The sequence below is a fragment of the Leptospira kmetyi serovar Malaysia str. Bejo-Iso9 genome, assembly GCF_000243735.2.
In the GTDB taxonomy this organism is placed as follows: Bacteria; Spirochaetota; Leptospiria; order Leptospirales; family Leptospiraceae; genus Leptospira; species Leptospira kmetyi.
The window spans coordinates 359,165-371,718 of record NZ_AHMP02000001.1; the positions used below are offsets into that span (position 1 = coordinate 359,165).

Annotated in this window: 12 protein-coding genes; 1 reads left to right on the forward strand and 11 read right to left on the reverse strand. The window is 46.6% G+C overall.

Features of this window, described 5'->3' with window-relative positions:
- Positions 1 to 3: 3 nt before the first annotated feature.
- Positions 4 to 1,641, reverse strand: coding sequence for a PhoX family protein (locus LEP1GSC052_RS01640; RefSeq protein ID WP_020985416.1), 1,638 nt, complete (start codon positions 1,639 to 1,641; stop codon positions 4 to 6).
- Positions 1,642 to 1,767: 126 nt separating this feature from the next.
- Here LEP1GSC052_RS01640 and LEP1GSC052_RS01645 point away from each other — a divergent pair, with 126 nt between their 5' ends.
- On the forward strand, positions 1,768 to 2,265 hold the full coding sequence (locus tag LEP1GSC052_RS01645) for a hypothetical protein (RefSeq protein ID WP_020985490.1): 498 nt from the start codon (positions 1,768 to 1,770) through the stop codon (positions 2,263 to 2,265).
- Here the strand turns inward: LEP1GSC052_RS01645 and LEP1GSC052_RS01650 are convergent.
- The 10 genes from LEP1GSC052_RS01650 to LEP1GSC052_RS01695 form a co-directional block, all read right to left on the reverse strand.
- On the reverse strand, positions 2,246 to 2,827 hold the full coding sequence (locus LEP1GSC052_RS01650; RefSeq protein ID WP_010572234.1) for a hypothetical protein: 582 nt from the start codon (positions 2,825 to 2,827) through the stop codon (positions 2,246 to 2,248). The two genes, LEP1GSC052_RS01645 and LEP1GSC052_RS01650, sit on opposite strands and share 20 nt — an antisense overlap.
- A gap of 16 nt (positions 2,828 to 2,843) precedes the next feature.
- Entirely contained in the window at positions 2,844 to 4,673 is a 1,830-nt protein-coding gene (htpG, locus tag LEP1GSC052_RS01655) for a molecular chaperone HtpG (RefSeq protein WP_010572233.1), read from the reverse strand.
- Positions 4,670 to 6,334, reverse strand: coding sequence for a BatD family protein (locus tag LEP1GSC052_RS01660; RefSeq protein ID WP_010572232.1), 1,665 nt, complete (start codon positions 6,332 to 6,334; stop codon positions 4,670 to 4,672). Before LEP1GSC052_RS01660 ends, htpG begins: the two co-directional genes overlap by 4 nt.
- A complete protein-coding gene (gene batC / locus LEP1GSC052_RS01665; RefSeq protein ID WP_020985458.1) occupies positions 6,328 to 7,050 on the reverse strand; it encodes a TPR repeat-containing protein BatC in 723 nt (240 codons plus the stop codon). Before batC ends, LEP1GSC052_RS01660 begins: the two co-directional genes overlap by 7 nt.
- Positions 7,051 to 7,072: 22 nt before the next feature.
- Positions 7,073 to 8,116: a VWA domain-containing protein BatB gene (batB, locus tag LEP1GSC052_RS01670; RefSeq protein WP_010572230.1), complete on the reverse strand. Its 1,044-nt coding sequence runs from the start codon at positions 8,114 to 8,116 to the stop codon at positions 7,073 to 7,075.
- A complete protein-coding gene (batA, locus tag LEP1GSC052_RS01675) occupies positions 8,113 to 9,051 on the reverse strand; it encodes a VWA domain-containing protein BatA (protein ID WP_020985395.1) in 939 nt (312 codons plus the stop codon). Before batA ends, batB begins: the two co-directional genes overlap by 4 nt.
- Positions 9,048 to 9,935 (reverse strand): LB_053 family protein, encoded by an 888-nt coding sequence (locus LEP1GSC052_RS01680; protein WP_020985493.1) that lies wholly within the window; start codon positions 9,933 to 9,935, stop codon positions 9,048 to 9,050. The genes batA and LEP1GSC052_RS01680 overlap by 4 nt, the downstream gene beginning before the upstream one ends.
- Entirely contained in the window at positions 9,932 to 10,762 is an 831-nt protein-coding gene (locus LEP1GSC052_RS01685; RefSeq protein ID WP_010572228.1) for a DUF58 domain-containing protein, read from the reverse strand. The genes LEP1GSC052_RS01680 and LEP1GSC052_RS01685 overlap by 4 nt, the downstream gene beginning before the upstream one ends.
- Positions 10,763 to 10,785: 23 nt before the next feature.
- The gene (locus tag LEP1GSC052_RS01690) at positions 10,786 to 11,775 is read right to left on the reverse strand and encodes an AAA family ATPase (RefSeq protein WP_010572227.1); all 990 of its coding nucleotides are present in this window, start codon (positions 11,773 to 11,775) and stop codon (positions 10,786 to 10,788) included.
- Between the two features lie 107 nt (positions 11,776 to 11,882).
- Positions 11,883 to 12,503: an LIC20036 family protein gene (locus LEP1GSC052_RS01695; protein ID WP_010572226.1), complete on the reverse strand. Its 621-nt coding sequence runs from the start codon at positions 12,501 to 12,503 to the stop codon at positions 11,883 to 11,885.
- Between the last annotated feature and the right edge of the window lie 51 nt (positions 12,504 to 12,554).

Sequence of the window (12,554 nt, forward strand, 5' to 3'; positions counted from 1 at the left end):
CAATCACTTTAGATAAATTGCAACTACTCCCGGTCTCGGCATGGAATTTCCTCCGTGCGGCCAGTGGCTCGTAGGATTTTGATAATCCTTCGTATTCTCCCCCGGATGTTGAACCGAAAGAAACAATTCCTTTTGATCCGGAGTAAACCAAAGCCCCGTAAACTCCGCCCCGATCGGGGAAGAACCGAACTGAAACGCACGTCCCGCGTCGTCTCCTTCCGTAGGAATCACGAACAAACCGTTGTTGCCGAATTTCTTATATACGGATCTGTTTAAGTTCTTCTGGGAAATATCGGTCACCATCCAAAGATTTCCGGACGCGTCGAAAGCCATGTTATCGGGAGAAGCGAAACCGGAACCCTTTCCTCCCGCGGCAAACACCTCGAAGTCGAATTCCATTCCCGCGTGATCCCCCGATTTTTCCTGGATGCGGAGAATCTGTCCGAATAAATTTCCGTGTTTGTCGTTGTTGGTCATCGCGATAAAAACGGTTCCGTCCAAAGGATGAATTTCTATATCCTCGGGACGATCCATCGGAGTCGCTCCGCAGAGTTTTGCGGCCTCTCTGCAATAAACCAGAACGTCCGCTTGTGTTTGGAAACGTCTATCACCGTTTTCTTTTTTAGCATTCTTTAATGTTTCGTTGGTTTCCAGATCCAGAGGAATCCAAATCCCGCGATCGAAGTCTGCGGCGTAAAGAATCCCCTCTTCCAAAAGCGCGGAGTTGCCCGCGCCCGCGGAAGCGTCGTATGTGTTTTTGGAAACGTATTTGTAGACGTATTCGTCCTTTGCATCGTCTCCCATATAAACCACGAGTTTGCCCGAGGGGGACAAAACGAGGGCCGCGTTTTCGTGTGCGAATCTTCCGAGGGCGGTGTGTTTTACCGGAGTCGACTTCGGATCGAAAGGATCGACTTCGATGACCCAACCGTAATGCGTTTCGTGCGGAAGTTTACAAGGTTCGATGACCCATTCCACGTTTTCTTCGCAGGAAAGAATCGTGTTCCAAAAAGTGACTCCGCCCGAACAATTTGCGAAGGTTCCGAAAGCGCGATTCGTGTTGGCCATCGCGGGACTTCCGGCGGCCGGACCCGTTAGACGAAATTCCGTAAGACCGTTGATCCTTCTACCGTATTTAGAATCGGGTGACAAGGTCCATTCTCCGTTGTTCTTCGCGATTCGAATCACGGAACCGCCGAGAGAATAAAGATATTGTTCGATCTGTTTGTCCGTTCTTCTGTTCGGTCCCGGTTTGAGAACGTCGTATCCGTTGACGTAGTATTCCAAAATTCCGAGAGTTTCGTGATTGTTCCAAAGAAGACCCGTGTCCTTCTTATTCGCAAACGGAAGAAAACAATTGAAGTCGGAGTTATATCCGAACGTATCTCCCTGCGGATTGATTCTATCGCCGTAAAGAGCGATCGTATTGTATTTATAACCGTTGGGAAGAATCAGCGCGTCCCTTTCGCTCGAAGAGATCGGTTGAAATTTCGGGAAAGAATTTTTTTTAGAAGGAACGGACGTTTCCAACTTTTGCTTCGACGGCTTTGTCGAGCCAAGGAGAGAACCGGACTTTGCGATCGCGAGCGCGGCGGCGCCCTTCCCTAAGTATCGCAAGAATTGGGATCTGGAGAGATTCATACGTCGAACTTTTCAGGAATGAAAAACGTCGCCATCCTGAATTTCCGCGTTCGATTCTATTTTATCTGGTTGTAATAATCGTAAGCGTTGGAAAACTAACGGTTTAGAACCGGATCGTTCTTATACATGAACTCGTCGTACACCACTCCGTTTTATAAGATCCTTTTAACGATCGGATGTAGTTCGATTCTTTTTTTTCTTCCTTTTTATCTCATCGTCTCCGGCGAAAACAAACATCTCGACCAAGTCTATCAAAGTCTAAGAGAACCCGGTCCGACCGTTTTCGGAACGCTCACGGAATCCGTTCGCGTCGAAAAATCGGGTAAAAGAGCCTATCTCGTTTCGTATCGCGTTCCCGACGAATTGGGAAAGTTATACGAAATCACGGAACAAGTGGACGAGAATCTTCATCAAAGGCTTAGGGTGGGAGACAGTATCGAAGTGCGAAGACTGACCTTCGAGACGTTCGGTAAAACCAGGGTTCTGGCGAGGATCAAAAAGAATTCCCTGTTTATCAACGACTTCGACTTTTTGGAAACGTTCGCGATGGCCGGACTTTGTTTTTCCGGACTTCTTCTATTCTCGGGAATCTATTACTGGATCTTCAAGGATCAGGCAGCTTGATAAAAAACGGATTTTCCTTTTGGAAAATCAACTGAACCTGATACGGCTCCATCACGTAACGCGAAGGATTCATCTCGTAGGATATATACAAAAAATACTTATCGTATATTACGATATACATATATTCCTGAAATCGAATGTGTTGCATTTGATTTCGGATTCCGCGCATCCAGATCGAATTCCCCTGAACCCTTTCGTAGCGAATGCTCGCCGCTTTGATCTGTTTGAGATATTCCGGCGTTACGGAAGGTTCTCTTCTTCTCAGTTCGAGTTTGAAGGAACGGATGAGATTGTATTCTAATTTGGCCTTTTCGAGCGCGTCCACGTCCGGGATCGTACGGAAGTAATATTCGTAGTATTCCTTATCGAGCGTTGCGGCGTCTTTTTTGTGAACGTCCCCATTCTCCTCCGGATTGGCCGGTTGGGATACGGGAGCCGACGTCGGCGCGTTTTGAGCGGATAAAACGTTCGCCGAAGTTAGGAGAAGAATCAGAAACAGTTTTGTCCGAAGTCGATCCATAAAACGCACAATATATGTATCGGACCAACTTCGGAATTCCAAGTCTTTTTTCCGGTTTTTAGGAGGCGCTCAGTTCCTCCAAGGTCTCCGTGGTCCGTTTGATATACTCTGCAAACTCCGCTTCTCCGAAAATTTTAGAGGACAAAAGCGCCATATCGTATACTGTGCGGACCAGCTTATCGGCCTTAGACGAACCGACTCCCTTCGATAAGGAAAGAATGTTCTTCACAAGAGAGGATTTCGTGTTGATTACGAGCGTATGATTCTTGAGAAGATCGAGAGGTTTCTGCCCGCCCATCATGTTCATCTCGCTGAGTCTTCGTAACTGCTCGGACAACAGAACCACCGCGGGAACTCCCTCCGCCTTGAGAGGTTCGGCCTTGATTTCCAAACCGTCCCGTTTTAAGGTCTTTTCGAAAAGTTCGCGCACACGATCGGCTTCGGTCTTATTGTCCCCGTCGACGATCTGGGAAGAATTTTCCTGATCCACAACCCCGTCCGCAAGTTCGGCGTCCACTCTCTGAAACTTCATGTCCGGGTTTTTGGATTCTAAAAATTGAACGAAGTGAGAATCGATTCTCGTGTCCACAAGGATCGCCTCAAGTCCTTGAGACTTTAAAAGATCCATATATACGGAAGAAGTTTCGGACTCGTTCGCGTAAAAGACCTTGCCGTTGTTCTTTTCCTTGTTCTTATTCCAATAGTCTTCGAGACGCGTGATTTCACCGTTCGAAGTTTTAAAGAACACGAGATCCTTCGCGGCTTCGTAGAACTTGTCGTCGGTGAGCATTCCGTATTTTACGAAAATCGAAATCTCGTCCCAGTTTTTCCTGAAGTCCTCTTCGCTCTTTTTGAATTCCTCGTTCAGACGATCCGCGATTTTTTTCACGATATGCGCGGAGATCTTCTTCACCAAAGGATCGCTTTGCAGATAAGAACGGGAAACGTTGAGCGGAAGATCGGGAATGTCGATCGTTCCCTTTAGAACCGTGAGGAATTTCGGAACCAGATCGTTCGCGTCGTCGCTTACGAACACGTGGTTGCAATAGAGTTTGATCCCCGATTGGTTTACGTCCAGCTCGTGCTTTAGTTTAGGAAAGTATAATATTCCCTGAAGACGAAACGGATAATCCACGTTTAGATGGACGTGAAACAGAGGTTCTCCCGAAAACGGAAAAAGATAATTGTAAAACTCTTCGTATTTTTCCTTGGTAACGGAAGACGGAGTTTCGGACCAAAGAGGGGTTTGTTTGTTGGCTTGTTCGTTTTTTACGAAGATGGCGACCGGCAAAAAGTCGCAGTATTTGCGGATCAGTTCCTTGAGTTTCCACTGATCGAGATATTCTCCCGAATCTCCGTCGAGAAACAAAGTGATCTTGGTTCCTCTTGTGGTTTTATCCGAAGAGCGTAAGGAGAATTCCGTACCGGATTCGCTTTCCCAGATCACACCGGTGGAACCTTTTTTATAAGATTTGGTTTCGATGATTACCTTTGTGGAAACCATAAAGCAGGAATAAAAACCCAAACCGAAATGACCGATGATTTCGGGTTTTGCGCCTTCTCCTTGAAATTTTTTTACGAACTCTTCCGCACTGGAGAATGCGATCTGATTTATGTATTTCTGAACCTCGTCGGAGCTCATACCGATTCCGTTGTCTTCGATCGTAAGAGTTCTTTTTTCCTGATCGAATTCGAGATCGATTCTATAATCCGTGCCGCCTTCGAACTCTTCGGAGAATGCGATCTTTTTCAGCTTCGTGATCGCGTCGCTTGCGTTGGAGACGAGTTCTCGAATAAAGATGTCTTTTTCCGAATAGAGCCATTTTTTGATGATCGGAAAAATATTCTCCGTCTCGACGGAAATTCTGCCTTTGATTTCTTCGCTCATAGATCTTCCTCTTTTTTACTTTTCAAAAGGCGGTTCGCCGCGTTGATCAGATGTTTTCGATCTTGAAAGTTTAACCGAACCGCAAGTTCCGCAAAACCGGATTCTCCCTTGGATACTTGAACCAAAAAGGAAACGTCGGATTCGGAAACCCCTTTCGCAAGCAGGGACTGCCTTAATACCAAGCCTCTTTTGGTCCCCACTCGCAAGTCAAGTTCTTTTAGAATGGGAATTCCCCAGATCGGAAATAGGATCGGAAACGATACGATCGCGCCTAAATCCGCGTCCGTTTTTTTCATCCGCGTCCAAAGAAGAATTCCCGCGAACACGACGAACAAAACCGCGAATGAAAACAATAAAAGTTGAATATTCCATTCTTCCGAAATCGGACGGATCGAATTCGCTTCCCGAGAATGTTTTTTGTTTCGAGTCGGGGGCAGAACGTTCACCGAGGGAATGTCCAACGAAATCGTTTTATAACTTCCCGCGTCGGGATCGAAAAACGTAAAGCTCCGTTTTTCGTCCTTCCAAATTCCGATCGTACGCATCGGAATTCCGTATTCGAATCTCGCGGTCGAATAAAAACCGTAACCCGAATTTTCCAATTCGGTGAATTTCCAAGTTCTTGCGGTGTCATACAACGTGATTCCGGAGGAGCAATTTTTTTCCTCCGTACAAACCGGAATCGGTTCGATCACCGAGGAAAGATTCCCCTCCCCTTCGATCGTAACGCTGAGATACAAAGTGTCGCCCGCTTCGATCGAGTTCGGATCGTTTTTGATTCTCGCTCGCGCCTTGAACTTTCCGACCGCGCCGCTGAAGTTTCCTTCGAACTTGGGAAGTTCCTTCACTCGAATCCGATTCGGAGTCGTGGAAACCGTCTTTACGTTAAAGTAGGATTGAAGTTGGCCTTCGAGAGAAAACGTGGTTTTGCCGAGATGAAATTCTCCCGCGCGAAGCGGAATCAAAGAATAAATTTCCTTGTTGTAAACCGCAATGTCGTAGATGTTTCCTTCGTATAAAACCTGATCGGGAATTTTCACCGCGACACCGGTAAGAATTTCGCTTCTGAAATACGGAAATTGAATCGAGTCCGCGGGGTTGCGATCGAAGTACGGCTTGCGAACGTCCCTGTAATACAACGTAAAATAACCGATGATAGGTTCTCCGATCCACGCCTCTTTTTTACTCGTTTGAAAGATCACTTTTAAGTCCGCGTTTTCGGGAAGATCCTCTCCTTCAAACTGAAAGAATCGATCGAAGAACGAACCGCCTCGGCTCTTTGCGGTCTGCGATCTTGCAAGAACTTGAATCTGCAAAGGACCGGGAACGAATTTTTTTCCGTTCACTTCGATGCTAACCGGCGGAAGAGAAAACACTCCCTGTCGCAAGGCTTTGATTCTGAATTTCAAAAGACGTTTTCTAAAAACCTGAAAGTTGATGATCGTCGTGTTCTCTTCCGAACCCGCGTAAAAAACCGTGACGTCTCCGTTCGAAACCGAATTTTGAGGAATGGCGAACTTGGCCCCCACGTCCATTTCAAAAACCGCATACGATTCTTCGCCGAGATGAAACATGTTTCGCGTAACGTAGAATTTGGTTTCATCCGCAAAGATCGGAAACGCGCAAAACAAAAAGGATAAAAGAAGAATCCGTTTCACCAAAAAACCTCTCGATCCCGACTCTTTCTACTTTTTCTCCGGATCTTATTCAAGTCCAGAGAATCCATGATTCTTTTTGTTTCCTCGTCCGTAAGACGATCCCTCGGATCTTGAGAACCGTCCTCTTTGTTTTTCTGTTCCTGAGAATTTCCGTTGCCCGAGAAAGCGCCGCCTTGGCTTTGCGGAGAATTGTTTTGCGACGGAGAATTTTTCGAATCCTTCGGTTGTTTTCCGGAGTTTCGACCTCCGTTCGGCGAACTTTGATTCGGCGGCGGATTTCGACTTAGATATTCCAGATTCTTTCTCGCTTCAGAAAGATTCGGATTGAGCTTTAGGGCTTTGATGTATTCTTCCGCTGCCTTTTTCCGATCTCCCGCGCGCATATAACTGTTTCCCAGATTGAATCGGGACTTCCATTGAACCTCGGGAGAGGACGAGGGAGAATTTGCGGATTTTTCGAAATGGCGGATCGCCTTATCGATGTTACCCGATTTGAACTCCGCCGAACCCCGATTGAATTCCAATCTTGAATCCTCCGGAAAATATGACTCCGCTTCCTGGTACATTCTCAGGGATTCGAGATATTCCCCCTGATTGTAGTGTTCCAAACCCTCGCCGACGCGGCTTCCTCCGGGATCGAGCTCCACCGAAAACAAAGGCGCGACCGAGCATAAGAATATTAAAATGATCGAATATTTGAATGTACGAATCCGTTTCACGTCGCGACTCCCGTTTTTTCTTTCATGCGACCGATCCCGATTTTCTCTTTGAAAAAAGAAAGGATTCCACAAAAATCCAATCCGTCAAAAGGAGAAGAATCGCCGCGAACAAAAACTTTCCGGAACCTTCGGCGCGTTTCAGATCCTTTTTCCTGGAGTATAAATTCTCCTCCAAAACCAGAATCTCCTTTTTGAGAGTTTCGAGATCGGGCGGATTGGTATCCAAGGTATAAAAGGATCCGTCGTTTTTACTCGCGAGATTTCTCAAAAAGTTACGGTTCATCTTGGAATGGATGATTCCCGCCGAATTGACGTTAGGTGTAAGAGTTCCATCCTTCAGAAGAAAACCGCTGAGCCCAGATTCTTCGTCGCTGTATGCGATCGGCCCGCCTTCAGGAGTTCCCGCAGCCCAAACTTGAAAATCCGCCGGAAAAGAAATCGGATCGGGATCGTTTTGATCCTCTCCGTCCGTAACCAAAATCAGAATCCGATTTCGAAAAACTTTTTCCGATTTGAGAAGAGTGTCCGCCTTTAAAAATGCCTTGTTCAAATCCGTTCCCCGATCCCCCACCATATCGACGTCCAAACCGCGCACGTAATCCGAAAACGCGGCTATGTCCGAAGTCATCGGGCAGTATAAAAACGGGCTGGCCGCGAATACGATCATACCGAATCGATTTCCGGAAAGTCCGGGCAACATACGCAAAAGAATTTCCTTAAACCGCGCCAATCGATTGGGTTGGTTGTCGATCGCCTGCATGGAAAGGCTTACGTCCACGAGAAAGAGTATATCGACTCCTTTGAAAGATTCCTCCCTTTTTTCATCCTTGTAATCGGTTTTCAAACCGGAAAAAAAGATGCAGGCCAAAACCGCAAAGATCAGAAGAATTCTCGCAAAAACAAGACGCGTATCGGGAAAGGAGGAAACGCGTTCCAAGCCGGGATAAAAAATTCTCCATTCCTTTATTTTATAAACAACGAATATTCTAAGAAAGGAATATACTATCCAAACGACCGTCGCGGCGAGGAAGATGTTTTTCAGATACGCGGAAAATTCGTGGTTCATACGTAATACCTGAAAAAGAAGGATCGCAACATCAGATCCAAAAACAAAACCGCAAGCGCGCGATAGAGCCATATCTCGTATTCCGTTTCGCGGACTTCCTTGGGAGGAGCCTGCAAAGGATCTTTTTCCAGAGTGTCGATCGACGCAAGTACGGCCCTCATCTCTTCCGGATCTTCGGCGCGAAAGAATTGACCGCCCGTATTTGCGGAAAGTTCTTGAAGGATTTCAAAATTGATCTCGTAAGAACTATCTTCCTTTCCGATTCCGATCGAATAGATCTTCGCTCCGATATGTTCGGCGAGATCGGTGGCGGTCACGGGATCGATCTTGCCCGTATTGGAAACTCCGTCCGTGATGAGAACGATCAATCTCGAACGCGCCTGCGAAGTCCTCAATCGATACGTGGAAAGAATGATCGCGTCTCCGATCGCGGTTCCTTGTTCCGCAACGGTTTCTTCTTCGATCGTTCCTAAGATTTCGTTGAGAGATTCGCGATCGCCCGTTAACGGAGCCTGCAGATATGCCGCGCCCGCAAACACAACAAGACCGAGACGGTCGTTCGTTCTTTTTTCGATAAATCTTCTGAGAAGTTTTTTGGAAACGCCGAGTCTTGTTTCGGGAAGAAAGTCCCTGCTTCTCGACATGGAACCCGAAACGTCCAAGGCGATCATGATGTCGATCCCCTCTTTTTCATCGGGAAGAAAACTGGTTTTTTTACCGGGACCCGCGAGCGCCACAACGATCAAGCTAATCGCGATCGGACGCAGCAAAGGAAGAAAGATTCCGAGATTTTCAAACTTGGAAAGAACTCCTTCTCTTCTTCCGGGGAGACGGACTCCCATTCTCCTTAAGTACATTTTATTTTTATAATATACGAACGTCCAGATCCAAACCGGGGCCAAAAGAAAAAGAGCGTACGGATATTCGAAATTCATTTTTTATCCCAGATCCCTTTCCAGTGTGAGAATTTTTCCTCAGCGTCTTCCTTTGTCAGAAACGCGTCTCCCGGTCTGAATTTTTTTTCGGTTAGAAATTTTCTCCAGGATTGAAGTTCCCTTTCCTCGAAAGGAAACTGATCGTATAAAAATCGAAACAACTCCGCTTCGGTAAAAGCGGACGTTTTTCTTCCGGAAAGATTCGCGGATTTTTCGCGGATATAACCGGACAACAAACGCGCGAAGTCACGCGCGGGAATCGGTTCTTTTTTTAAGAGTTCGTTCAACCGGATCTCAAAAACTTCGATTCTTTCCAGAGTCGGCTCGGCTTGAATGATGGCGTCTAACGGAGAATTTTTCGATGAATAGATGCGATACGCATACGTCCCGAAGGCAATGAGCAGACCCGCAAGAATCAAAAACACGAGAAGCCTTCCCCAATACGAACCGGAAAAGGTCATCGGAGGAAGGATATCCGCCGGTCCCGTATCCGAATCGGGAATCGAAGAATCGATAAAAACTTTTTCTTTGGAAAATTCTTTTTTACCGTTTGCATCGGTCCAGGAAACGGGGATCCAATATTCTCCCGTAACGTAATACGCGAAGTCGACGACGAGTGAATTCTCCTTTTTTTCGGAATACAAAACCTCGAACCAAGGAAGATCCGGCGCCTGTTCCGAAAAGTGAAGACCGGGCTCTGGAAACTGAACGTCCTTGACCTCGCTTCCGGTCCATTTGAGTTCGTAACGGATTTTTTCCCCGATCAACGCCTTTTCCGGCACGATCGTTTCCACGGTTCCGGCGTCCAACTCCGCGACTCCGGCCGAACCCGCACAAAACATTACAATCCAAGAATATAATAAAATCCGAATTTGTTTTCTCATTTTGAAAAATACCGGATCAGATCCTTGGATTTCAAATCCTGTTCGGTCAGATCCAAAAAGGAGGATTGAAAATAAGAACGCAAGGATTTGAGTTCGTATTCGGGAGAAAAACTTTTCCCCAAAAGCCCGCCGGTTTTTTCTTCGGGGTCGCGCGTATAAAAAAAGGACATTAATGATTTCGGCGGATCGACTTCAAGCGGGTCCCGAAATCGAACCGCGTGCAGGGAATAATGTTTTTTCAAACCGGAATATTTTTTTAGACTTCGGATTCCGATGAAGTCGCTTAACAAAAACACTTCCGCGTGTCTATGAACCCGGTTTTTCAGATATTGAAACGGTAAAAGAGGATCGGAAGGGCGCGCTACGAGGTCCTTTGCGGAAATCTTTTTCAAAACGGGAAGCAATTCGTCTCTCGACTTTAAAAAATCGGTTTCCCATTCCACCTTGTCGCAATAAAGAACGATCTTAACGCGATTCCCCTTTTGAACATAAAGCAAGGAAACGAGCGCGAGAACTTGAAACGCGTTTTCCGCGCGGGAAAATTCTCCCGAACCCCATTCCATCGAAGAGGATATATCGTAAAAAAGAATGGCCTGTCTTTCCTTCTCTTCGTAAAATTCTCGGACGTAAAGTTCTCCGAAACGGGAGGTCACGTTCCAATCGATGAGACGCGTATCGTCTCCGAAACTGTAAAGACGAACGTCTTTGAAGTCGAGACCTCTTCCCCGTTTGGAACTTTCCGCGCTTCCCGTCTTTTCCTTTAAGGAACGGGTTTTGCGTCCGAGCTCCAAACTCGATAGAATCGATAAGAATTCTTTGCGGATCATAAGATCGTCCGGAAAACTCGGGCTTAAGGAACCGGAGTCGCCTCCACAACGGTTTGAATCAGGGATTCAACGTTCAATTCCTCGGAGATCGCCTCGAAGGTAAGAAGAATTCTATGTCTTAAAATTTCCACGAGAGAAACCTTTACGTCCTCGGGGATCACGTATGTTCTTCCGTTTAAAAGGGCATTCGCTTTAGAACTTTTTAATATACTCAAGGACGCGCGCGGAGAAGCTCCGTGACGGATATAAGGAATCAACTCGGGGACGGTTCTTTCCTCCGGTCTCGTATTGCGAACCAAACGAACGATATACGATTTGATCTTCTCTTCGATGAACACGTCGTCGAGCAAAGAGGAAAGTTTTAGAATCTCTTTGGCGGTGACCACCTTTTTGATCTTTCCGTTTTCGGCGTTGAGTTTTCCGTGTTGATCGAGGATCGCGACCTCTTCTTCCAAAGCGGGATAACTTACGTTGACTTTCATAAAAAAACGGTCCATCTGCGCTTCGGGCAAAGGATACGTTCCGTCCTGATCGATCGGGTTCTGCGTCGCGATCACGAGAAAGGGTTTATCGAGTTTATACGTTTTATCGCCGATCGTGATCGTCTTTTCTTCCATACTTTCCAGAAGAGCCGATTGAACCTTTGCGGGCGCGCGGTTGATTTCGTCGGCAAGAAGAACCCCTGTGAACACGGGTCCTTTTCTCGTTTCGAATTCCGTTGTCTTTGGATTGAATACGACTGTTCCGACAAGGTCGGCGGGTAAAAGATCGGGTGTGAATTGAATTCTTTTAAAGTCCAGATCGAGGGCGCCCGCGAGAGATCTTGCAAGCAATGTTTTTGCAAGACCGGGCATTCCTTCGAGCAGAACGTGACCCTGACATACGAGACAAACCAGGACGTTTCGAATGACTTCGTCTTGTCCGGTGATTTCTTTTCCCAATTCTTTTTTGAGAGTTTCCAGTTTGATTCTGGCAAACTCCACGTCTTCTGCGGAAAGCAGATCTTTTTCCATAAGGTAAGAATCGGACGACCTACGATCCGATTCAAGCATTCTTCGAACTGCGAAACCTGTGTTGCGAAATTCAGATCGCTCCGGAGTTAGGCCTCCGCGAATGCGCCTTAACGTTTCGCATCCCAGTTGCCCGAGCTATTGTTGCCTCGATATGTTCCGCTGATCGAACGCCCTTCCAAAACGCCCGAATATTTTTGGGAGAATGGAACGTTGCTACCGATCTCGGAACATTTCGCGCCGACACAGGAACGAACGAATTGAATCTGATTTCCTTTCGTAAAAATTCCGCCGAGCGGTTCCGCTTTTCCTTTTCCCCAATTCGAGAATTTTAGAATTCCGTAAAGTCTTCCGTTCTTCCCTCCGAAAAACTGGAGAGTTCCTTTGTGCGGACCGACGGTCAGTTGATACGTTCCCACGAAAAGTTTATCGTTTGCGGAAAGTTCGGCGGAGTCCGAAGGTTTTTCTTCTGCTAAGAATTCTATCTTTTCCACCGAGTCCGTGGGAATCTCCTGATCCGGATCGGTGATCTTTAAAATCTTACGATCCATGGAAACGAGAATCCCCTGCGTGAAAGATCCGTTATACGTCACCTTTGCCGTTCTCCCGATATCCGAACCGGGGGCGCAACTTCTCAGAAGATAACCGATGATAAAAAACAAAATCGCCGTGGGAATAAAAATGGTAAGATCGCGTTTCCAAAAGGAGCGCGGAGAATTTTCAGTGCTCATACGATATTATCGGTGAATTTCGAAAAGCATTCATACCGGAAAACAAAAAAG